This window comes from Streptomyces sp. AM8-1-1 (genome assembly GCF_032229325.1).
Taxonomy (GTDB): domain Bacteria; phylum Actinomycetota; class Actinomycetes; order Streptomycetales; family Streptomycetaceae; genus Streptomyces; species Streptomyces achmelvichensis.
Genome location: NZ_CP135086.1, coordinates 7,507,899 through 7,530,195 on the forward strand (window position 1 = coordinate 7,507,899; position 22,297 = coordinate 7,530,195).

21 protein-coding genes and 1 pseudogene are annotated in these 22,297 nt (G+C 70.1%); 13 read left to right on the top strand and 9 right to left on the bottom strand.

Annotation, left to right across the window (positions count from 1 at the left end):
* Positions 1-37 precede the first annotated feature (37 nt).
* Positions 38-1,027, bottom strand: coding sequence for a hypothetical protein (locus RPQ07_RS33520; protein ID WP_313947996.1), 990 nt, complete (start codon positions 1,025-1,027; stop codon positions 38-40).
* A gap of 262 nt (positions 1,028-1,289) precedes the next feature.
* Between RPQ07_RS33520 and RPQ07_RS33525 the strand changes: the two genes are divergently transcribed.
* From RPQ07_RS33525 to RPQ07_RS33535, 3 genes are all read left to right on the top strand, one after another.
* Positions 1,290-1,742: a MarR family winged helix-turn-helix transcriptional regulator gene (locus RPQ07_RS33525; RefSeq protein ID WP_313947997.1), complete on the top strand. Its 453-nt coding sequence runs from the start codon at positions 1,290-1,292 to the stop codon at positions 1,740-1,742.
* A 101-nt stretch (positions 1,743-1,843) separates the two neighbouring features.
* Positions 1,844-2,668 carry a DUF427 domain-containing protein gene (locus tag RPQ07_RS33530; protein WP_313947998.1) on the top strand — a complete coding sequence of 275 codons (825 nt, stop codon included), beginning with the start codon at positions 1,844-1,846 and terminating at the stop codon, positions 2,666-2,668.
* A gap of 176 nt (positions 2,669-2,844) precedes the next feature.
* Positions 2,845-3,432 (top strand): class I SAM-dependent methyltransferase, encoded by a 588-nt coding sequence (locus RPQ07_RS33535; RefSeq protein WP_313947999.1) that lies wholly within the window; start codon positions 2,845-2,847, stop codon positions 3,430-3,432.
* Between the two features lie 18 nt (positions 3,433-3,450).
* Here RPQ07_RS33535 and RPQ07_RS33540 read toward each other — a convergent pair whose 3' ends face one another.
* Complete coding sequence (locus RPQ07_RS33540) at positions 3,451-3,612, bottom strand: hypothetical protein (protein ID WP_313948000.1); 162 nt, start codon at positions 3,610-3,612, stop codon at positions 3,451-3,453.
* A gap of 193 nt (positions 3,613-3,805) precedes the next feature.
* Positions 3,806-4,378, bottom strand: a complete 573-nt coding sequence (locus RPQ07_RS33545; protein ID WP_313948001.1) for an antibiotic biosynthesis monooxygenase — start codon at positions 4,376-4,378, stop codon at positions 3,806-3,808.
* Between the two features lie 73 nt (positions 4,379-4,451).
* Between RPQ07_RS33545 and RPQ07_RS33550 the strand changes: the two genes are divergently transcribed.
* The 4 genes from RPQ07_RS33550 (at position 4,452) to RPQ07_RS33565 (ending at position 10,471) form a co-directional block, all read left to right on the top strand.
* Positions 4,452-4,976: a (2Fe-2S)-binding protein gene (locus RPQ07_RS33550; protein WP_313948002.1), complete on the top strand. Its 525-nt coding sequence runs from the start codon at positions 4,452-4,454 to the stop codon at positions 4,974-4,976.
* 11 nt (positions 4,977-4,987) lie between these two features.
* Positions 4,988-6,016, top strand: coding sequence for a xanthine dehydrogenase family protein subunit M (locus tag RPQ07_RS33555; RefSeq protein ID WP_313948003.1), 1,029 nt, complete (start codon positions 4,988-4,990; stop codon positions 6,014-6,016).
* Entirely contained in the window at positions 6,013-8,250 is a 2,238-nt protein-coding gene (locus tag RPQ07_RS33560; RefSeq protein WP_313948004.1) for a xanthine dehydrogenase family protein molybdopterin-binding subunit, read from the top strand. The genes RPQ07_RS33555 and RPQ07_RS33560 overlap by 4 nt, the downstream gene beginning before the upstream one ends.
* Positions 8,251-8,443: 193 nt before the next feature.
* Positions 8,444-10,471, top strand: a complete 2,028-nt coding sequence (locus RPQ07_RS33565; RefSeq protein ID WP_313948005.1) for a SpoIIE family protein phosphatase — start codon at positions 8,444-8,446, stop codon at positions 10,469-10,471.
* A gap of 139 nt (positions 10,472-10,610) precedes the next feature.
* Here the strand turns inward: RPQ07_RS33565 and RPQ07_RS33570 are convergent, their stop codons facing one another.
* Entirely contained in the window at positions 10,611-12,749 is a 2,139-nt protein-coding gene (locus RPQ07_RS33570) for an FG-GAP-like repeat-containing protein (protein WP_313948006.1), read from the bottom strand.
* Between the two features lie 545 nt (positions 12,750-13,294).
* Here RPQ07_RS33570 and RPQ07_RS33575 point away from each other — a divergent pair.
* From RPQ07_RS33575 to RPQ07_RS33585, 3 genes are all read left to right on the top strand, one after another.
* The gene (locus RPQ07_RS33575; RefSeq protein ID WP_313948007.1) at positions 13,295-14,344 is read left to right on the top strand and encodes an acyl-CoA desaturase; all 1,050 of its coding nucleotides are present in this window, start codon (positions 13,295-13,297) and stop codon (positions 14,342-14,344) included.
* Positions 14,345-14,718: 374 nt separating this feature from the next.
* Positions 14,719-15,540: a histone protein gene (locus tag RPQ07_RS33580; RefSeq protein ID WP_313948008.1), complete on the top strand. Its 822-nt coding sequence runs from the start codon at positions 14,719-14,721 to the stop codon at positions 15,538-15,540.
* A 6-nt stretch (positions 15,541-15,546) separates the two neighbouring features.
* On the top strand, positions 15,547-16,536 hold the full coding sequence (locus RPQ07_RS33585) for an SRPBCC family protein (protein WP_313948009.1): 990 nt from the start codon (positions 15,547-15,549) through the stop codon (positions 16,534-16,536).
* Positions 16,537-16,574: 38 nt separating this feature from the next.
* On the opposite strand, the gene RPQ07_RS33590 is transcribed toward RPQ07_RS33585, so the two are convergent.
* The 5 genes from RPQ07_RS33590 to RPQ07_RS33610 form a co-directional block, all read right to left on the bottom strand.
* Complete coding sequence (locus tag RPQ07_RS33590; protein WP_313948010.1) at positions 16,575-17,060, bottom strand: Asp23/Gls24 family envelope stress response protein; 486 nt, start codon at positions 17,058-17,060, stop codon at positions 16,575-16,577.
* Between the two features lie 98 nt (positions 17,061-17,158).
* Positions 17,159-17,479 carry a hypothetical protein gene (locus RPQ07_RS33595; RefSeq protein ID WP_313948011.1) on the bottom strand — a complete coding sequence of 107 codons (321 nt, stop codon included), beginning with the start codon at positions 17,477-17,479 and terminating at the stop codon, positions 17,159-17,161.
* Entirely contained in the window at positions 17,476-17,895 is a 420-nt protein-coding gene (locus RPQ07_RS33600) for an Asp23/Gls24 family envelope stress response protein (protein ID WP_313948012.1), read from the bottom strand. The genes RPQ07_RS33595 and RPQ07_RS33600 overlap by 4 nt, the downstream gene beginning before the upstream one ends.
* 32 nt (positions 17,896-17,927) lie before the next feature.
* Complete coding sequence (locus RPQ07_RS33605; protein ID WP_313948013.1) at positions 17,928-18,515, bottom strand: Asp23/Gls24 family envelope stress response protein; 588 nt, start codon at positions 18,513-18,515, stop codon at positions 17,928-17,930.
* Positions 18,506-19,090, bottom strand: coding sequence for a sigma-70 family RNA polymerase sigma factor (locus tag RPQ07_RS33610; RefSeq protein WP_313948014.1), 585 nt, complete (start codon positions 19,088-19,090; stop codon positions 18,506-18,508). Before RPQ07_RS33610 ends, RPQ07_RS33605 begins: the two co-directional genes overlap by 10 nt.
* 291 nt (positions 19,091-19,381) lie before the next feature.
* Between RPQ07_RS33610 and RPQ07_RS33615 the strand changes: the two are divergent.
* The 3 genes and pseudogenes from RPQ07_RS33615 to RPQ07_RS33625 form a co-directional block, all read left to right on the top strand.
* A pseudogene (locus RPQ07_RS33615) lies at positions 19,382-19,905 on the top strand (ATP-binding cassette domain-containing protein); the annotation flags it as partial.
* A 41-nt stretch (positions 19,906-19,946) separates the two neighbouring features.
* On the top strand, positions 19,947-20,105 hold the full coding sequence (locus RPQ07_RS33620) for a hypothetical protein (protein WP_313948015.1): 159 nt from the start codon (positions 19,947-19,949) through the stop codon (positions 20,103-20,105).
* 258 nt (positions 20,106-20,363) lie between these two features.
* Entirely contained in the window at positions 20,364-22,157 is a 1,794-nt protein-coding gene (locus RPQ07_RS33625) for a serine/threonine-protein kinase (RefSeq protein ID WP_313948016.1), read from the top strand.
* Positions 22,158-22,297: the final 140 nt, after the last annotated feature.

The following is a 22,297-nucleotide window of genomic DNA, read 5'->3' on the forward strand; positions in this document are numbered from 1 at the left end:
TCCGGCCGCCACGGGTCCGCCGCACGTCCGCCACGGCTCAGGCGGCGGCCTTGCGCCGCTGGAGCAGCCGAGGGTGCAGGGCGAGCAGGATCGCGGCGATGGCAGCCCACAGGGTGAGTGTGATGAGCGGGCCTGACATGTGTGCGCCGTTGAAGTAGCTCAGGTCGTTGATGGCCCGGACGGCGGCCCCGGGCGGCAGGAGCGCGGAGATGATCCGGGCGGGGGCGGGGAGCAGATCGGCACCGATGACGGCACCACTGGTCGCATTGCCGACGGTGAGCAGCAGGAGCGTGGTGACCGGGAGCCCGACAGGCCCGAGAGCGGTGCCGAGGAACTTGGTGGTGAAGGCCGCGGCAGCTGCCAAGAGGGTGAGGGTGAGGATCAGTGGAAGCAGCGGGGCCGGAACTGCTCCCAGGACGGGTCCGGAGATGACCGCCGCGACGGTGCCGATGGCCGCGGAGGCGCCCGTCAGCAGCCAGAACCGGTGGCGCAGACGGAGGACGCTGACGAGGCCGAGAGCGTTCGAGCCCAGCACGAAACCGGCGAGCGTCACGCCGAAGGCCATGTAGAAGCCGGCCAGTCCCCGCGAGTCGAAGTGCGCCAGCGGCACGACGTTCTCGGTGGTCACATGTGCGCCCGCGCCGTGGGCGTACGCATCGACGAGGCCGCTCACGGCCGCGGTCGTGGACGCTCCGGCCGCCCCGGCGACCTCCAGCCGCAGCTGGTCCGGTCCGTCGGCGCTGAGCACGGCGACGACATTGTTGTGCACCAGCGCGCTCCGGGCCGCGTCGGCGTCCGTCGCAGGGTGGACCTCGACGGCCTCGCCGAGAGCCTGACGTATCTCGCCCGGCAGGTCGGACCCGGTGACGGCGACGGGGACCTGGTGGGGCTGGGGGTCACGCTGGAGACCGACGTAGCACGCGATGAACGCCGCCACCACGATCAGCGCGATCACCGTCGGCTGGAGCCATGCCCGCACCGGCGGCCGACGGTTGTCCGAACTGAGCTTGGACGATGTCTCGGCCACCGCGGGGGGCGTTTGATGACGCTCGGTCACGGATCCGGCGGGAACTGTCATGAAGGGCTCTCTCGTGGGGGCGGAGGAGGAATGCGGACGGCAGGCGGGAGCAACCTGCGGAGATACGAGCATATGCTCGTATCTCTGAAATCGCAAAGATGGGCATCCGACGTGGACCTGCCCCGAGTGTGTGCCTCGCGCCGCGATCGAGCCGCCTTCTTCGATTAGGTGCATATACTCTTATTGTCTCGGTGAAGCTACGGAGGAGATCATGGCCGCAACGCCCGCACAGACGGCCCCCGCCTGCAACAGCATGGCCCTGCGCAAGGCGGCCCGGTATCTCGGTGCGACGTACGACAAGGCCCTCGCCCCGGTCGGCCTTCGCGCGACGCAGTTCGGCATCCTCCAGAAGCTCAGCAACGAGGGCGAGACGACGATCACCCACCTCGCCGACATGATCGCCATGGACCGCACGACACTGGCCACCAATCTCAAGCCGCTCGCCCGGGAAGGGCTGGTGACCGTCGAGCGCTCGGCAGCCGATCGCCGGGCGCGCATCGTCGCGCTCACGCCGGAGGGCAACGCCCGCCTGAAGACGGCGCTACCGCTGTGGCGCACCGTGCAGGTTCAGTTCGAGGACACCTTCGGCGCCGGCAAGGCCTCCCGGCTGCGCGCCCTGCTCGACGAGGTGCTCGACACCGGCTTCCAGCCCTGGGCCGAGTGACCCGGCCCTGTGGCCGGCCGCCCGCTTCGCCCGGCGCAAGCAGTGGTCGGGGCGCGACACTGGGTTTCAGGGACAGGTGCCGGGACCGAGGAGGCAGACCGATGGCGACGACCAGCGACAGTTCGGATGCCCTGCCGGCCGCGCACCGCCGGTCCGAAGTGATCGACAGCGTGGTGTGGGAGCCGAGCGAGCGGTGGGTGCGGGCGACCAAGGGCGAGGTCACGGTCGTGGACAGCCGGCGACCGGTTCTCGTGTGGGAGCCGGGCCGTCCCGTGCCTCTGTACGCCTTCCCTGCCGAGGACGTCCGGACGGATCTGCTGCACAGGACGGAGCGGCCGGCCAACCCGCGCCGGCATGCGGGAGCGACGGTCTTCTACGACCTCGCCCTCGCCGGCCAGTCCATCAAGGCGGCGGCCTGGACCTATCCCGGCGAGGAGCTGGCCGGACACATCAGCTTCGAATGGTTCGGCCACGATGTTCTCGACCACTGGTACGAGGAGGACGAGGAGATCTTCGTCCACCCGCGCGACCCGCACAAACGGGTGGATGCCCTGCCGAGCACCCGTCACGTCCGGGTCGAGATCGAGGGCACGACGGTCGCGGACACGCACACGCCGGTTCTGCTGTTCGAGACCCATCTGCCGGTCCGCTACTACTTCCCGCGGGATGACGTCCGCCTCGATCTGCTCACCCCGACCGACGCTCACACCCGCTGCCCGTACAAGGGTGTGGCGACGGAGTACTGGTCCTGGGAGGGCGACGGAGCCGTACTGCCGGACATCGCATGGAGCTACCCGGACCCTCTGCGCCAAGTGGAGATCATCAAGGACCGGGTGGCCTTCTACAACGAGTCGGTGGACATCATCGTCGACGGAGAACGGCAGGAGCGCCCGGTCACGTTCTTCAGCAAGCGGTCGCGTTCCTGAATCCGCGCGGGGGATGGTGCCCGCGTCGCAACTCCGGGCGCGGTGTGCGAGTTGGCTCGATGCCTGGACACCGCGACCGCACACACCCGCTACTGTCCTCGGCCATGACCGAGTCGACCTACCTGCACGCCACACGCGTGGCCTACGACACCGTCGCCGCCGACTAAGCCGAACTCGTGCCTCCCGCCTTCGGGAGCGACCTGTACGGCCGCGCGATGATCAGCGCACTCGCCGAGCTCACACGAGGCGGCGGCGGGCCCGTCGCTGATCTCGGGTGCGGGCCCGGGCATGTGACGGCGCATCTGCACTCGCTCGGGGTGGACGCGTTCGGCATCGACCTGTCTCCGGAGACCCTGGCCGTTGCCCGTCGGATGCACCCGCACTTGACGTTCGACGAAGGGTCGATGACCGATCTGGACCTGGCCGACGGTGCTCTGGGCGGCATCCTCTCCTGGTACTCGATCGTTCACACCCCTCCGGAGCTGCTGCCGGTGGTGTTCGCCGAGTTCCACCGAGTCCTGGCCCCGGGCGGCCATCTGCTGGTCGGCTTCAAGGCCGGTGACAGACACCGGCACTTGGAGAACGCGTACGGTCACGAGCTCTCGCTCGATGTGTACTGGGTGTCTCCCGACCGCATCGAAGAGCTGCTGAGCCGGGCCGGGCTCGAGGTGGACGCCCGGATGATCCGTGAGCCCAGCGAGGAGGAGAAGCCCCGGCAGGGGCGGCAGGCATACCTTGTGGCTCGGAAGCCCGCCCGCCGCTGAGGGGAAGCAGGTGTGGCATCAGTCGCCGGAGCTGTCCGCGGGCGCGAAGAGGCGGAACGGGCGGCCCACCGGGCAGAGCGGCACCGGAACGTCCTCCCGGGGCTGGACCTCCGCGAGGGTGGCGCCCCGGGCGCGGGCGACGGCCTGGGGCAGATCCACCTCGATGTCGAGGTGGATCATCTGCTGCCGTCCCGAACACCGCCAACTCCTGTGCGCCGGGGGCATCGAGCACGGTCGCGGCGCGTGGGTGGCGCGGTCGTGTCCCCGTGGCGTCACGCTGCCGGCGAACGCAGAGATCGGCGGGCCTGCCGGGCTCCGCGACGGCGTACCCGTCGGTAATGCCGTCGGCTGCGGGCCTGGGCGACAGCTCCCGTCATTCCTGCGGATAGTCCGGGTACAGCCACCGCCGCAGGGCCCGGCTCATGAACGGCATGACCGCGTACGTCAGGAGCGGGGCCAGGATCACGGGGAAGACGAGGGTGCGGGCCAGGAGCGGCCAAGCGTGGAAGTACTCGGCGAACACCCCGTCGTAGAGCAGCGCGAAGGGGTAGACCGCCACGATCGTCACGATCGACATCTTCCAGCGCGCCGGTGGCCGGGCCGGGCCGTTGGGGACGTTGAACCAAGTCTCCAGGCCCGTGGTCGTCAGCTTCGGATGAGCCGAGCGGGCGAAAGGTTTGACGCGCTCCTGCCAGGCTGCCCGCTGAGGTGATGTCATCCACCGGTCCAGGGTCTCGGTGTCCGCGAACCGGACGACCGCGTGGTAGCGGTGGCTGTCGCCCTCCGGGTGCAGCCAGGTCACTCCGCGGTGGCCGGTGAACGCGGCGGCCTCCGTCTCGATCTCGTGGGCCCACTCCTCGAATTGCTCTTCCCTGCCGGGCACCACCTCCCAGGTGTAGACGACCGTCACCGCTTCTCGGGCTGCTTCTCGCACGCTTTGGCTCATACCGCAAATCTTACGGTTGCGCCAGGTTTGTATGTGTATGAGCATGGAGGGGTGCTTTCTCTGGAGGTGTGCTATGTCCGCACGCGGCCCGGCCCTCACGGAACGAGGGGCAGCACTCGAGGAACGAGGTCCCGGTCCGGTCCGGGTCACCTTGTCGATCAACGGCACCGAGCACACTCTCGACATCGAGCCCCGCGTCAGTCTGTTGGACGCCCTTCGTGAACGTCTGGACCTGACGGGCGCCAAGAAGGGGTGTGACCAGGGCACTTGTGGCGCGTGCACGCTGTGGGTCGACGGGAAACGGGTGCTCGCCTGCCTCACCCTCGCCATGACCTGCGAGGGTCGTGAGGTGACCACCGTCGAGGGCCTGGCCGACGAGGGCGAACTGCACGAGATGCAGCGGGCCTTCATCGCCGAGGACGCGTTCCAGTGCGGTTACTGCACCCCCGGCCAGATCATGTCCGCCGTGGCGCTGATGCGCGAGGGTCACGCCGGGGACGACGCCGAGATCAAGGAGTGGATGAGCGGCAACATCTGCCGCTGCGCCGCCTATCCCCATATCCGGGCCGCGATCCGCTCCGTCCGCGACCAACCGTAGGGAGGCCCGACGTGCGGCCGATCACCTACCTCCGCGCGACCGACACGGCGACCGCCGTTGCCGCCGTGAGCAGCGACCCCACCAGCGACTTCCTCGCCGGCGGCACCACCGAGGTCGATCTGCTCCGCCAGAACGTGCTGAATCCCCGCCGGCTCGTCGACATCAACGAACTTCCGCTGACGGGCATCGAGGGCACCGAGGAAGGCGGCCTGCGGATCGGCTCGCTGGCCCGGATGAGTGAGGTCGCCGCCGCTCCCGTCGTCCGTGAGCGCTTCCCGCTGATCGCCCAGGCCCTGGAGCTCGGTGCGTCCGCGCAGCTGCGCAACATGGCGTCCATGGGAGGCAACCTCCTCCAGCGCGTGCGGTGTTCGTACTTCCGCGACGCGCACTCCGCGTGCAACAAGCGCGAGCCCGGCACCGGCTGCTCGGCCATCGACGGCTTCAGCCGCGGTCACGCGGTGCTCGGCACCAGCGAGCACTGCATCGCCACCCACCCCTCGGACGTGGCCGTGGCCCTCATGGCGCTGGACACGCGTGTGCACACGATGGGTCCGAGCGGCGAACGGGCTTATCCCATCGACGACTTCTTCCTCCTCCCCGGGGACTCGCCGCACCGCGAGCACCCCTTGGAGCACGGCGAACTGATCACGGAGATCGAGGTGCCTCCCACACCCCTCGCCCGGCGCTCCCTCTATCTGAAGGTCCGGGACCGCGAGTCGTACGAGTTCGCGCTCGTCTCGGTCGCGGCCGCGATGTCCGTCGCCGACGGCAGGATCGTGGACGTTCGGATGGCGCTGGGTGGTGTGGCCACCAAGCCATGGCGTGCCGAGCGGGCCGAGGACTTCCTGATCGGCGCGACCATCATGCGGGACAACTTCGCCATGGCCGCCCGTGTGGAGATGGCCGCCGCCCGGCCGACCTCCATGAACGCCTTCAAGGTCGAACTCGCGCAGCGCGCGATCGTCCGCGCCCTCGACATGCTCAGCAACGGAACGGGAACCGCGTCCGCGTCCGGAAGCGAGAGCGGGAGCCCGTCATGACCACGACCACCCCCTCTGCCATCGGACAGCCGCTCGACCGCGTGGACGGTCGCCCCAAGGTCACCGGGGGCGCCCGCTACTCCGCCGAGATCCCCATGCCGGACATGGCGTATGCGTATGTGGTGGGCTCCCGTGTCGCCGCCGGACGGGTCACCGGCATCGACGCGAGTGCCGCACAGGCCGAGGAGGGCGTACTTGCCGTCCTCACCCACCAGAACCTTCCGAAGATCGCCGAACAGCCGCCGCTCGTGCCGTCGCTCGGCGGCACGGCGGCACCCGCGCAGACCTTCTTCCCGATGCAGGACGACACCGTCCACTACGCCGGCCAGCAGATCGCGATCGTCATCGCCGACACCTGGGAACGCGCCCAGCACGCCGCGCAGCTGCTGAGCGTCTCCTACGAGGAGACCGCCCCGGTCACCACCCTCGACCAGGGCCGGGACCACGCGTACGAGCCCGAGAGGATCTTCGGCGGCTGGATACCGGGCCGCCTCGAGCGCGGTGACGTGGAAGCCGGGCTGGCCGACGCCGACATACGGGTGGAAGGCACGTACACATACGCCGCGAACAATCACAACCCCATCGAACCCTCCTGCACCACGGCCGAGTGGGAAGGCGACGAGCTGCTTCTGTACGACGCCACCCAGGGGGTCAATGCCACGCAGATGACCGTCTCCCGGCTGCTCGGCATCCCGATGTCGAAGATCCGGGTCATCGGCCACTACGTCGGCGGCAGTTTCGGCAGCAAGGCGATGATCCATGCCCACTCGGCGCTCGCCGCCATGGCGGCCCGCGAGGTCGGCAGGCCCGTCAAGCTCGCCCTCACCCGCGAGCAGATGTTCACTTCGGTGGGACACCGTGAGGAGCAGGAGCAGCATGTGGCGATCGGTGCGACGAGCGAGGGCCGGCTGACCGCCGTCCGGCACCACAAGCTGTCCCCGACATCCCACTTCGACGACTGGGCGGAACCCTCCATCGGCATCTCCTCGCAGCTCTACGCCTGCCCGAACTACGAGGGCGTCTACCGGCTGTTCCGGGCCAACACCATGACCCCCACGTTCATGCGGGCACCGGGAGAGGCGAGCGGTATGTTCGCGCTCGAGTGCTCGATGGACGAGCTCGCCCACGAACTCGGCCTGGACCCCATCGAACTGCGGCTGCGCAACCACTCCGACGTCGACGCGATGTCGGGGCTTCCCTGGTCCAGCAGTGGTCTGCGGGAGTGCTACGAGCGGGGAGCGCGGCGCTTCGGCTGGCAGGGACGCGATCCCCTCCCGGGCGCACGCCGTGAGGGCAACTGGCTGATCGGTACGGGCATGGCCACCGCCGCGTACCCGGTGCCGCCGCTCCCCAACGCCCAGCGCGCCCGCGCGCGTCTGTACGCCGACGGGACCGCGGTCGTCCAGGCCGCAACCCCCGACTTCGGCACCGGTGTTGCCACGGTGATGGCCCAGGTCGCCGCGGACGGTCTCGGCATGAGCGTGGACCGCTGCCGTTTCGAGGACGGTGACACCGATCTGCCCAACATCAACGCGGCAGTGGGCTCCGCGGGCGCCGGCATGATCAGCGCGGCCGTGCACAGCGCGGCCACGGCCCTGCGCGAGCAACTCATCAAACGGGCCGTCGCCGATTCCGGTTCGCCGCTGTACGGCACGGACCCCGTCGATGTGGTGGTGCAGGACGGCGTCATGACGGCCGGCACATCATCCGACCCGTACACCGATCTGATGCAGCGCAACTTCCTGTCGGACGCCGAGGCATCGGGGCAGTGGAGCCCGCCGCCCCCCGACGTCCCCTACGGAATGATGACCTTCGGCGCCCAGTTCGCCGAGGTCGGGGTGGACGCCGAACTCGGCCTGATCCGGGTGCGGCGCATGACCGGCGCCTTCGCACCCGGCCGGGTGCTCAACGCCAAGACGGCTCACAGCCAGTTGATGGGCGGCATGCTGTGGGGTCTGGGGCAGGCGCTCCTGGAAGCCAACTACATGTCGCCGGACACCGGCCGCTGGGTCAACTCGAACCTCGGTGAGTACCTCGTGCCCGTCAACGCGGACGCGCCGGACGTCGACATCGAGCTGGTCGAGATCGAGGACGGCATCGTCAACCCCCTGGGCGTGAAGGGAGTCGGCGAGATCGGCCAGGTCGGCGCGGCGGCCGCGATCGCCAACGCCGTTCACCACGCCACCGGACGCCGGATCCGCAAGCTGCCGATCACCATCGAGGACACGCTCTGAGCCCCGGGCGAGCCAGAAGTGATGAGCTCATGGCTGTCGCGTCGGGGAGTCGGCCGGGCGGTTGAGCCATTCGGTCATGACCGCCTGCTCACCGACGGTCTGGACGTCAGGAGGGGTGGCGCCGAGCGTTTCGCGGAGGGCGGCCGCCCGGTCGCTGACGACGGCCGATGCGCCGGACCCGCGGTCTTTGTCGGTGCGCCCGACCGTCGCCTCGTCCGTGCACCCGCTCGGCCCGTGCCGTACCGGCGACGACGCCCTCGCCGACGGCGATCTGCGAGTCCATGGCATCGGCGGACTCCGCGCGGCCGACGCCTCGGTCCCGCGGACCGTCCCGTCGGCCGGCACCGTCGTCACGGTCCGCGCCGTCGCCGAACGGGCGGCGGACCTGATCCGGCCCTGGGCCGTGTCCGCGCGACAGCGACCGCCCGCACCACGACAGAGCACATCCGAAGGATCGGGAACGGCCATGGAATCACCGGACCCCACGCTCGGCACGACCACCCTGACCGCCCTGCTGGAGAGCGCGGATGATGTCGCAGGAGCGGCACTGGCGGCCCTCCTGACCCGCTCCGCGGCCGGGTTCGCCGTCTGGGACACCGACCTGCGGTGCGTCTGGGTGAACGACACCCTGGGGCAGTACGACGGAATCGCCCGGGAGTCCCGACTGGGGCGCGGACCCCGGGATGCGCTGCCCGGCGACGCCGAAGACCTCGAGACGGCGATGCGGCAGGTGCTGGCCACCGGCTCCGGCCTGACCGGCCGCGAGTACCGGGTGCCTGCCGCGGCGGGCACGGTGCGCGACAGTGCCTACTCCGCCTCCTTCGTCCGTCTGGACGATGCCGACGGCCGCCCCCTGGGCGTGTGCCTGGTGGTCCTGGCCGTCCGCGACAGGCGGTGGGCGGGGGACCGGCTGGCCGTCGTGAGCGAGGCCGGCGCCCGCATCGGCACCACGCTGGACGTGATGCGCACGGCACAGGAGCTGGCCGACTTCACCGTTCCCCTCGTCGCCGACTACGTCACCGTCGACCTGACCGAGGCGGTGCAGCTGGGCGAGGAGCCGCTGGAACGGCTGGAGCCGTCCCAGGGACGCATCCCCACGTTCCGCCGCGCGGGCAGGGCGTCCATCCACACCGGTGCCCCGGAGTCCCTGTGGACCCGCGGCGAAGTGGTCTACGTCCCCAAGGCGTCGCCGTTCATGCAGGTGCTGTCGACGGGAGGCCCGGTGCTGGAGCCGATACTCGACACCTCGGCGGACTCCTGGCTGGCCAACGACCCGGCGCGGGCGGAGAAGATCCGCGCTTTCGGCATGCACTCCCTGATGGTCCTCCCGATCCGGGCGCGCGGCGTCCTGCTGGGTGTGGCCGTGTTCGTCCGGACGGACAACCCGATGCCGTTCGACGAAAGCGATCACCAGCTCGCCGCGGAACTGGTGTCCCGGGCCGCACTGAGCCTGGACAACGCCCGCCGGTACACCCGCGAGCGGGCCACCGCCCTCGCCCTCCAGCGCAGTCTGCTGCCGAGCTCCGTGAGCGGCGGAACCGCCATGGAGGTGGCGGCCCGCTATCTGCCGGCGGACGCGGCGGACGGCGTCCGCGGAGTCGGCGGCGACTGGTTCGACGTCATCGGGCTGCCCGGCGGCCGGGTGGGGCTGGTCGTCGGCGACGTCGTCGGCCACGGCATCGACGCCGCCGCCACCATGGGCCGGCTGCGCACGGCGATCCGCACACTCGCCGACCTGGATCTGCCCCCGGGGGAACTGCTGACCCGGGTGGACCGGACGTTCATCGGACTCGTCGAGGACGAACCGGACTCCGACATGCCCCTGCCCTCCATGGGCGCCACCTGTGTGTACGCGGTCTACGACCCCGTCGCACGGCGCTGCACGGTAGCGCTGGCGGGGCATCCGCCGCCCGCCCTCGTCGACCCCGGGGGCGGTGTCACCTTCGCCGAGCTGCCGACCGGAACACCCCTCGGTCTCGGGATGCTGCCTTATGAGGCCGCGGAGTTGGACCTGCCCGCGGGAAGCCTCATCGCCCTCTACACCGACGGGCTCGTGGAGGACCGCCGCCAGGACATCGGCGTCGGCATGGAGCGGGTGAGCAACGCTCTCAGCCGGACCGGTCTGTCCGTGGACGACCTCTGCTCGGTGGTGATCGACACGCTGCCGACCGAGACCACGTCCGACGACGTCACCCTGCTGCTGGCCCGCGCCCTTCCGTGATCCTGTCGTGCAGGTCTTCGTGCGCCGCGCCCATGGGCTCGGCCGGTCGGCAGGGGAGTGTCCCGACGGAGCGCCCGCCCGGCCGAGGCCGGGGCGGGCGCCGTGGCATCGTGAGCCGCCTGTGGCCCGCGATGCTCTCTCAGTACAGCCGGGCGTACGCACCCCAGCCCGTACCGATCGTCACCGTCGCCCCGAAACCGCCCGCGGCGTTGCCCTTGTTCCGCAGCAGACTGCCGTCCCCGTGCCGTGACACCAGGTCCGGATAACCGTCCCGGGTCACGTCACCGACCACCATCATCTCCCGGCGTCCCGCGCCCCAGTCCTGGAGCAGCAGCTTGCGGGGCAGGAACTTCCCTTCCCCCAGGCCGTCGTAGCGCCAGACCTCGCCGCCGCTGTCCCGGGCCACCAGGTCGCCGATCCCGTCACCGGTCAGATCGGCCGCGCCCATGATGGTGTAGCCGTTCCAGCCGGGTCCGATCAGGATCGGCCTGCCGTATCCGGTCATTCCCGCGTTCCCCGGATACAGATAGAGACGTCCGGTCGATGCCTGACGGGCAATCAGGTCAGGTGTGCGGAAAGGGTCGTTGTCGGCAGCCGGGACGATCGCGTCGAATCCCGCCCAGCCTGCGCCGACCAGGGTCCGCGGAGTCTCGGGGGTGACCCGGGCCCCGCAGCCCGGGGCGTACCGCCAGAGGTTGCCGTCCGGGGTACGGGCCACCACATCACCGCAGCCGTCATTGGTCAGGTCACCCGCGGACACGAAGCGGGTGGTCGTGTCCCAGCCGGTGGAGGTCCAGGAGCCGCTGTCCCGGGAGAGATGGTGGACGGCCAGCTTGCCGGCGGTCGTCATGGAGAACATCTCGCCGTACCCGTCGGCGTCGGTGTCCCGGAACGCACTGCGTCCGCCCGCCGCCCGGGTGTGCTCCAGTCCGCGGCTCGTCAGCTCCTGCGTCCCCGTGCCGTCGCCCGAGTCGACGCCGAGCGTCCAGGTGTACGCCCCGCTGGGGACCGGTTGGTTGTCGGAGTCCTTTCCGTCCCATCCGGCCTGCACGGAGGCGCCTTCCCGGTCCCGGCCGCGGATCTCCCTCACCACGTTGCCGTACGGATCCTTGATGGTGACCGTCCAGGAGGCCGCCGGACGGCTGAGCCGCCAGTCGCCCCGCCAGGGCCCGAACCCGGCTTCGGGGGCCAGGTCGGTCACCGTGACCGACTGGCGGGGCACGGTCACCGGCCTGATGCGGATCCGTCCCTCGGCGTCGGTGAACGCCACATGGCCGCCGAACCGGTCGACGTCCCAGGCTGCGGACGGTACGTCGGAGGCCAACGTCTGCTCCACGTACGGAAATCCGCCGCCCCGATGGAAGTCGACCAGCTCCAGCCGGCGCTCCGACGGCTCGTACCAGACCAGATAGCCGTCACCCATCCTGACGCCGTCCTGCGAAGGCACCGCGACGTTCTTGCGGGTCCCGAAGTCCCACACCCCGGCCTTGTCGACTCCCGGGCAACGCCAGTACAGCCACCGCCCCACCACTTGGAGCTCCTCGGCGGTGCAGCCCGTCCCGAGTGCGATGTCCCCGGACTTCGCGCCGGTCTTCAGGTCGTACGACTGGACGGCGCCCGGCTGTTCGCCCCGGGTCCACACCTTGGTGGCCCACACGGACGCCGGACGGCCGTCGGCGATGTGCTGTGCGCCGGCATCGCCGTCGAGGTCTCCCACCCGGGTGTCGAAGCCGTCGAAGACGGCGACGTAACGGCCGGCCGCCGAGGTCAACCGGTCCTGCCGCCATTCGGTTTGGAGCGAGACCTGCCGCGGCGGCCGTGTACCGCCGACGGAATTGTGGCTGCCCCACGGCTCCTGATAGCCGATCCGGCCGTCGCCGAGCCCCCACAGTCTCGAGTCGAGCTCCGAGCAGAAGGTGCCGGGGTCGTCCCGGCACGGATAGTCGTTCCAGAAGTTGTCGACGACGAGGCGCCGGGGCCCGGCGGTGGGCGTACCGGTGACGGCGAGGTCGTACTCGTACAGGCTGCGCTTGGTCGCGTCGTCCGCGCGGCCGGTGACATGCAGCCGCCCACCGGCAAGAGCCAGTGCCTCGGGAGGGACGACGCGGCCGTCCCTGACGCCCAGGGTGATGACCACGTCCTCCGCCGTCCCGGAGGCGGCCGTCCCGGCGGTGCCCGGCCCGGCGACCGCCGGGCCGGCCGACACCAGCGAGGCGCCCACCACGAGTGCGCAGGCAATGACAAGAGCGGTACGGGTTCTGTGTCCGGAGCTCTTCATCCCGATCCCCCATCGAGCGGTTCCGTCGTGTTGGTGCGTACGACACCGGGGACCGCCGATGGGTTGTACGCAACGCCGTGAACGCGAAACCCGGGTCACGGGTGCCGCCGGCCTTCCGCGGAACCTTCGCCCGTCCGAGGAGCCGGCGCCGACCGGGGGCCGGGCCCGGCTTCCGACCGTGCGGCCCGGCAGCCTTCGGCCGTGGAGCCCCGGTCCCGGGCCCGTGGTGAGATGCGGGGCGGGTTCCGGGCACGTGTGGTGGCCGCCGTTCGTTGGAAGGGGCAAGACGGTCGCTGCGACCCGTGTGCCCTGGGAAGGGCTGTGCTGTCCGGGGCGTGTGCGGCGGCCGAACCGCGCGCTCGGTGAGCGCGCCGAGACCCTCTGAATAGTCGGCCTGATCTGTGCCCGTGGACGGCGCCCTGTGACAGGGCCGCCTTCCCGGCAGCGACGGCCGATTCGTACGGGGCGATTGGATCAAGGTCATTCCTGACCACTGCGGACGTCAGTGCCGGCCGCATCCGACACCCGTGAGGGAGCTCGTTTTCATGGATTCGCAGACCGTTCACCCTGCCCCGCCCGATGTCCGACAGGAGGCGGGGAGCGATTTCGCCCGGCTGTCCCGGAAGATCGCCGACGCGGGTCTCATGGGCCGTCGCCCGGGCTACTACGCGGCCCGGATCGCCTCGGTGGCCGCGCTGTACGCCGGCGGCTGGGTCGCGTTCGTCCTCGTCGGCGACAGCTGGTGGACGCTCGCGGTGGCGGCGTTCCTGGCCGTCGTCTTCGGCCAGGTCGCCCTCCTCGCGCACGACGTGGCACACCGGCAGGTGTTCCGGCTGCGCAAGGCCAGCGAACGAACCGGCCGTATCGCGGGCAACGCCGGTATCGGCATGGGTTACGGGTGGTGGCAGGACAAGCACACACGCCACCACGCCAACCCCAATCACGAGGAGCTGGACCCCGACCTCATCCCCGATGTCCTGGTCTGGTCGAGGAAGCAGGCGCACGCCTCAACAGGGCTGCCCCGTCTGCTCGGTCGGTACCAGGCGTTCCTGTTCTTCCCCCTCCTGACGCTCGAGGGCTTCAATCTGCACCTGTCCGGTGTGAGGTCGCTGGCTGATCGTTCGCTCAAGAACCGTGTGGCGGAGGGAAGCATGCTGTTCGCGCATTTCGCCCTCTACCTGGGTGCACTGCTGCTGGTGCTGCCGCCCGGTATGGCCCTTGCCTTCCTCGCGGTTCACCAGTGCCTGTTCGGGGTCTACCTGGGCTCGATCTTCGCCCCCAACCACAAGGGCATGCCGATCCTGACCGGTGACGACCGCCCGGACTTCCTGCGGCGCCAGGTGCTCACCTCGCGCAATGTCCGCGGCGGTTGGTTCACCGATGTCGCACTCGGCGGACTGAACTACCAGATCGAGCACCACCTGTTCCCGAGCATGCCCAGCCCGCATCTGCGCAAGGCGCAGGTCATCGTCCGGCGCCACTGCCAGGAGCTGGGAGTGGACTACCTGGAGACCAGCCTGATCACGTCCTACCGGCAGGCTCTCGCCAGCCTCCACCACGCCGGCGCCCCCATCCGACAGGCTGTCCCCGCGTAGTTCGGGGCATGGAGTCCGGTGGGGCCGGCGGTCCCCGTCCCGCGCGGTCGCAGCGACCTCGCCGGTGGCTGTGAGTGACGGCTCCGAATTGTGTGTCACCGGAGGCGGGGGTGCGGCAGTTCTCGGGATGCGGCTGTCTCATTTGGGTACAGACTGGACAACGTGGGGCTGATAAGAAAGCCGGCGGCCCCGGTGTGATGTGCCTGCTGCGGGTGCCGGCCGCCCCGGTCGCCTGATGTGAGGGGCCACCGAAGGTGCCTACCCGGGGGCTGCCCCTTTCGAGAGACGGCAGTTGACGCGCCCGGGCGGCGAAGTCCCCGCATTCCGGCGGCAATCCGCACCGTGTGAAAGCGCCGATGGAAGGTGATGGATTCATGGACAACCAGACCAAGGTGGCTCTGGCGGCGGCTGTTGCGGGCGGGTACGTGCTGGGCCGGTCGAAGAAGGGCAAGCTCGCGCTGACAGTGGCCACGTATCTGGCGGGCAGACGATTCGGGCTGGAACCTCGTCAGCTGGCGGCTGAGGCCGTGAGTCGTCTGGGTCAGCTCCCGCAGGTCGCCGAGCTTCAGGAGCAGTTCAAGGGCGATGTCCTGGAGGCAGGGCGGAAGGCCGTTGCGGCCGTCGCCGACCGCGGTATGAGCTCCCTCGCCGACACTCTCCAGAGCCGCACGAGCGCACTCGGTGACAAGGTGCGGATTCCGGAGGGGGACGAGGAGCCCGAGGACGAGGACTGGGACGAGGACGAAGAGCCGGAGGACGAGGAGCCGGAGGACGAGCTCGACGAGGAGCCGGAGGACGAGCTCGACGAGGACGAAGAGCCGGAGGACGAGCTCGACGAAGAGCCGGAGGACGAGCTCGACGAAGAGCCGGACGAGGACGAAGAGCCGGACGAGGACGAGGAGCCGGATCGGCAACCGCCTCGCCGTGCGAAGAAGTCGGCCCCGGCGAAGAAGGCGGCGGCCAAGAAGTCGGCTCCGGCCAAGAAAGCGGCTCCGGCCAAGAAGGCGCCGGCGAAGAAGTCGGCCCCGGCCAAGAAGTCGGCTCCGGCCAAGAAGACGCCGGCCAAGAAGGCCCCCGCCAAGAAGACGGCGGCCAAAAAGACAGCGGCCAAGAAAGCAGCGCCGGCCAAGAAAGCCGCGGCGAAGAAGTCTGCCCCGGCCAAGAAGACATCCTCGCGTTCCGGGCGTCGGAGGTAGGCAGTCATGACGGGAAAGGAAGACGCAGGGTCGGGGACGCAACCGTCGGGCATGGACCGGCTGCGTGAGGAATTGTCGGGGTACGCCAATGCTCAGATGGGGCGGCTTGCCGACAAGGCGGGGGACAAGCTCAAGGACGTCACTGGGCAGCTGACCGACGTGGCCGAGAACGGCGGGTCATTGCCTGCCATCGGCTCGAAAATCCTCGGGGGTGAGTCTCCTCTCAAGGCAATCGTGTCCGGGAAGGCGAAGGGCGTCATGGATAAGGTCAAGGGAGCGTTCGGCGGCGGCAAGGGCAAAGGCAAGTCGAGCGGCAAGTCCATGAACATCATCGAAGTGCTCGATGTCGGAGTGCCCTTGCGCACGGCCTACGACTTCTGGACCCAGTACGACCAGTTCGGCGGCTTCATGAAGGGTGTCCAGAGCGTTTCGGCGGGTGATGAGGTGGAGAGCGACTGGAAGGTCAAGATCGCTCTGTCCAACCGCAGCTTCAAGTCGAAGGTCCAGGAGCAGATACCCGACGACCGCATCGCGTGGACGTCCGAGGGTGCCAAGGGGAGCACCAAGGGCGCGGTCAGCTTCCATGAGCTGGCGCCCGCGCTGACGCGGATCGTCCTGGTCGTGGAGTACTACCCGTCGGGCTTCTTCGAGAAGACAGGCAATCTGTGGCGGGCCCAAGGGCGCCGTATGCGCCTGGACTTCAAGCACTTCCAGCGCTACGTGTCCCTCACCGACGATGAGCCCGAGGGCTGGCGCGGTGAGATCCGGGACGGCGAAGTGGTCGTGTCCCACGAGGACGCCGTGGCGGAGGAAGAAGAAGCCGAGAGCGACGAGGATGCCGAATACGACGACGAGGACGCCGAGTACGACGAGGACGGCGAGGAAGCCGACGAGGACGAGGAATACGACGAGGACGGCGAGGAAGCCGACGAGGACGCGGAGGACGCCGACGAAGAGGAGGAGTGGGAGGACGAGGAGGACGCCGACGATCGGTAGAAACCCGATCCGCCGGCGCCCGCCCGGAGCTCTCCGCTCTACTCGACGCGGTCGGTGCGGCCCTTGTCACCGCTGTCCGAGTCGTCACCGGGGATGTGGACGTCGTTGACGTTGATGTTGACCTCGACGACCTCCAGGCCGGTCATCTGCTCGACCGTGTCGACGACGTTGTTGCGGACCGCGCGGGACAGGTCGGGTATGGACGCGCCGTACTCGACGAGGATCTGGAGGTCCACGGCCGCCTGCTTCTGGCCGACCTCGACGGACACACCCTGTCCGGCACTGGCCGAGGCTCCGGGGATCCGTCCCTTCATCGCGCCGTACGCACGTGACGCGCCACCGCCCAGCTGGTACACACCGGGTACCTCGCGGGTGGCGATTCCGGCGATCTTCTGGACCACGACATCGGCGATGGTGGTGCTGCCCTGCCCCTCTTCGGAGTTCTGGCCTCGCGACACCGCCGTAGGGCCGGTGCTCTTGCCGGTGTCACCGGCGGCGAACGTGGAGTGATCGGCAATCTTCATGACGCCCTCCTCGGGCTCCCGTACGAGGCGGTGTCGCGCTCGTCGTACCGGTAGGACCCCTGGCAGGGAAGAACGTCACGATATTGGCGGAATCATCCTCACCGTGCCTGATCCGCGGGGTTGAGGGCGGCGGCGTCGATGTCGGTGACGACCAGGCGTAGTCGGGCGTCCTTCCACCTGGTTCCCTCCAGCACCGCGTGCAGGGCCGCCTCGGCCCTGCTGAGGACCGCGGGAAGGGGGAGGACGAGGGCGACCAGACGGATCTCGACGACATCGTCGCGGACGGCAACCGCCGACGCGTCGAGGTTCCACGGCACGCGTGAGCCGATGGGGGTGGTGGAGGACGTCGCCGGACGCAGGCCCGGAATCCCGGCAACGGCGGCCAGGAGGGAACGTGTCAGGTCCGTACGAGGTGTCACCTCGTACCGGCCCCGTACGGCTCGATGTCGGTGATCGAGACCCCGACGGAGTGTGGGACCAGCCCGGTGGCATCGGCGACCGCACGTGTGACCTCGCGCTGAACTGCCTGCGCCACGGCCGCTGCCTGGTCCTGCGCCGAGGTGACGAGGTCGACGGAGACGCGCAGCACCGGTGGTTCGGCCGACCGGTCCACCCTCACGTGTACGCCCTCGGTCGGCGCGGGTGTCAGGCCGTAGATCTTCTGCCGGGCCGAGCGTGCCACCTGAGTGGCGAGGCCGGTGAGGCCGGGTTCGAGTCGCACCACACCGGTGACACCGCCCGCGGCATGAGCGGCGACCGCGGCGATCACCGGATCGGCCATCACCCACTGGGTGCGCGGAGCCCCGGTCCTGTCGTGGGGGAGGGGTGTTCCCATCGCGAGCACCTGTCCTTGTGCGTCGGCCGGTCTCAGAGGCCGGAAGCCTCGTCCCGGTGGTGTTGTGCGTCGTAGAGGTCCTCCACCGTCAGGTCCACGTGCACGAGGGACACTCCGACGCGTGCCGATGCGGCGGCCCGCACGCGCTCACGTACGTCCTCGACCGCCTCGGAGTGGAAGCCGCGATAGCCGACAGCGATGGTCAGTTCGACCCGGACGGCGCCATCCGTCTCGGTGGCGGTGATCCGGCAGTGCCGGGCGCGCACACCGTCGACGGAATCGGCGGCGGACCGCAGCACGGCGGCTACCGCCTGTTCGCTGACCCGGACCTCGCCGGGCTCCGTACTGGGTAGAAGCAGCATGTGATGGCGGCCTCTCTCCGCCCGCACCGCGGACATGATCCGGGCAGTGACCCCGGCCGGCGGATGGATCTCCTCCGCGGCGAGCTCGCCCGTCACCTCCCGCAGCACCGCCAGGCTCTCCCGGGCGGCAGCGCAGTACTCGCAACCGGGGTCGTGGCCGTCCGACTCGTCGCCGCCCCTCGGCGAGGGCCGCTCCCACACCGTCTCGATGTCGCGGCCGCACGGGAGCGTGGAGCCCTGCGCGTCGTTCATTTCCATGGATCCATCACCTCCGCCAGGTGGGCGCGGGCGCGTGCGATGCGTCCGCGCACCGCAGTCCGGGTCGTGCCCGTCGCTCTCGCGATCTCGTCGTAGGAACGCCCGTGCACCTCCCGCAGCAGCCAGCAGGCGCGCTGTTCGGCAGTCAGTTGCTGGAGGCCGTCGGAGAGCGCGACCAGCTGTTCACCGACCTGTGCCGACCGTTCCGGGGATCCGGCTGCGTCGCCCGATGCGCGAGCGTCCAGATCCGCCACGGCCATGGGCCTGCGTGCCCGGATGACATTCAGACACCGGTTGGTCGTCATCCGGTAGAGCCAGCCCACGAACGCGGCACTCTCCCGTAGCCGGCCCAGGCGGCGCCAGGCGGTCAGGAAGACCTCCTGCACCACGTCCTCGGCATCGCCACGACTGGCGAGCATGCGCAGCGCCAGGCGGTACATCGGGCCCTGATAGCGAAGCACCAGTACCTCGAAGGCCCTCACATCGCCGTCACGGGCGCGTACGACCAGGGTGGCATCGTCCAGAGCCGTCTCGTGCACGCCGGGCACGAGGGGCTGGGAGCCGATATCGGCCATCGATGTCACCTGCAACACCTTCCTGCACCATCGCCCCCGCGTGCCGGGCACTGGAGAAGACACGAGGGCGGCGCTTTCGTCACGGCGCATCACGCCGCGCCGCGCGTCCGCCTGCGCGTCGTGCCGGCCGGTGACGATGTCCCTTCCACGGTAGGACTGCCCGGCCCTCCGAGCCACCGCCACGGATGGACGGGCCGACGGGCCGCCTCCCCGCGGTGGGGGAAAACCCCCAGCTCAAGACGGAGGCAAGACGGAGGTCTGCCACGGTCCGGCGACCGATCCGGGGCCCGCATGATCGAGGTGGGCTCTCTCACCAGGCGGTACGGCACCACGGTCGCCGTCGACGGCCTGGGCTTCGATGTGCGGCCGGGCGCCGTCACCGGAATCCTCGGGACCGACGGCTCGGGCAAGTCCACCACCATGCGCTTGATCCTCGGCCTGGACGGACCGGACGGCGGGCACGTCCGTAGCAACGGCCGTCCATATGGCGAGCTCTCCTGGCCGCTGTCCGAGGTCGGGGCGCTGTTCGAAGCCCGCTCCTTCCACCCCGGTCGCAGCGCCCACCACCATCTGGCGCCCTCGCGGCGGGCGGCGGGATGGACCCGTCACGGGTCGGCGAGGTGCTCGGGACCGTCGGTATTGCCGGCGTCGCCCGCAGGCGCGCGGGGGTGTTCTCGCTCGGCATGGCGCAACAGCTCGGCATCGCCGGTGTGTTGCTGGGCGATCCCGGAGTGCTGCTCTTCGACGAGCCGGTCAACGGACTCGACCCCGAGGGCGTGCACTGGATCAGCAACCTGATGAGGTCGCCGGCGGCGAGGGCTCCCTGACGGGCCGCGAGAGAACCGTGCTCTCCCTGATGCCGAGGCAGATTCACGCCGGTATCGCCCAGACGCTCGTGGTCTCGGCCGGAAACGTGGAGAAGCATGTGGCAAGCATTTTCCGGAAGTTGGGCCTGCCGCCCTCGGAGGACGACAACCGGCGGGTACCGGCGGTCCTGCGCTTTCTGCGTACGTGAGGAGGCGGCCCGATCGGGAAGGGTTCGGCAACGGTCGGCCCGAAGGCGACCGGGCGGGCGGCGGGTCGGCCGAAAAGACGCCCCTGGACGTACGTCGGCCCTGATCACGGCAAGCGCGCGTCGTGCCGGTCACGCGCCTCCGCGCATCCCGCCGGCCATGCGCCACGCCTGCGACGGGCGCCCTGGAGCGAGGGACACCGCTTTCCCTTGGGTAGGGTGCCGTGCGACATCGGTGTCTTGTGTAGGGGGAATTGCGTGATGAGTGGTCAGCAGCACGACCGGGGGAAGGCCGAGGTCTTTCAGCCGCTCGCGGGAGACGACCCGGCGACCATCGCCGGATACCGGCTGACCGCGAAGCTCGGTGCCGGAGGCATGGGCAAGGTCTACCTCTCGTACACGCCCGGCGGACGGCCGGTGGCCATCAAGGTGATCCGCCCGGAGTTCGGCGAGGACCCGGAGTTCCGCCGCCGTTTCGCGCAGGAGGTGAAGTCAGCGCAGCGCGTGCAGGGCCTGTTCACCGCCCCCGTGATCGACGCGGACACCGACGGGCAGCAGCCCTGGCTGGCCACGGCGTACGTCCCGGGTCCCTCGCTCGCCGACGCGGTCGCCCGGCACGGTGCGCTTCCGGTCGAGGCGGTGCTGCTGCTCGTCGCCGGCATCGCCGAGGCCCTGCACGTCATCCACGGCGCCGGCATCGTGCACCGTGACCTCAAGCCGTCGAACGTGCTGCTCGCGGCCGACGGACCGCGCGTCATCGACTTCGGTATCGCCTACGCCGCCGACGCGACATCGCTCACCGGCAGCGGCGTCACCATCGGCACACCGTCGTTCATGGCCCCCGAACAGGCCGCGGGGCAGCGGGTCACGGCGGCGACCGACATCTTCGCGCTCGGGCAGGTCGCGGCGTATGCCGCGGCCGGTATCCCGGCCTTCGGCGAGGGCACCTCGCACGGCGTGCTGTACCGGATCGTCCACGAGGAGCCGGATCTCAGCGGGGTGCCGGACCGGCTGAGGGAACTCGTCACCCGCTGCCTGGCGAAGGACCCCGCGGCCAGGCCGTCGATCGCCGACATCATCGGACTCTGCCAGTCGGCGAACGCGGAGACGGTACTGCGGCGGCCCGAGGACTGGCTGCCCGCGGCCGTCAGCGCCGACATCACCGGACGCGCGGCGGCACCGGCCCCGGCCCAGACACCGCCGCCGCCCGCCACCACCCCTCCGGCGGCGTACTCGCCCACCACCCCGGTGACGCCAGGCACCCCGCCCCCGGGCTACGGCCCTCCCGCCGCGCACGGGCCCTCCCCGCAGTACCCGCCCCCGCAGCACCACCAGCCCACCAACCCCGGCCATGCCCACGCCTACGCCCAGACCCAGGTCCCGGCGAACCCGAACCCGAACCCGCGCCCGGCCCCTTACGTCGATCCCCATGCCCGGCGCCCCACCGGCGGTGGCGGCAAACGCGCGGCGCTCATCGCCCTGGCCGTCCTGCTGGTCTTCGGTATCGGGGGCGGGACGGCGTACCTGGCGATGAAGGACGACGACAACTCGCAGGGGAGCGGTACATCCCAGGGCGGTTCGTCCTCGGACACGGGGGAGAGCGGCACCGGCGGCAAGGAGGAGTCCGCCCCGAAGCCGGACCCGGCGCCGGCGCCGCCGAAGCCCGTGGAGTACCCGGGTATCAATCTCACGGCCGGCTTCCATCTGACGCTCAGTGACGACGACGTCCGGCCGCAGGAGGGCGAGGACGGCGGGTACGAACTCTCCTACGACACAGGCGGTTACCTCGACGCGGAGAGCAACGAGGGCAATCTGGTCCTGCTCGACCCGGGCCAGCAGGGGTCCCTCGAAACGTGCCGCAAGGACACCCGGTTCACCAAGAACGTCTATGTGAACAGGCTGTCGAAGGGCCGTCAGATCTGCATCACGACCGGGACGGGTCACTTGGGTCTGCTGACGGTGCAGGGTTTCTCGGCCGAGGACTCACCGAGCAAGTACCTCACCCTGGACCTGACGGTGTGGCGGAACGCGGCGAGCGGGACCTCGGACGGCTGAGGACGGGCCGGACGCCGCAGAACGGGGGCCGGGGTTTCCCGCGGCCCCCGCTCTGAGCGGCCCGTTTCTGGCCGGTCGTCGTTCCTGAGCGGGCCTGTTGACCGCCCCGTTCCGAGCGGACCCCGTTCTGAGCGCGACGG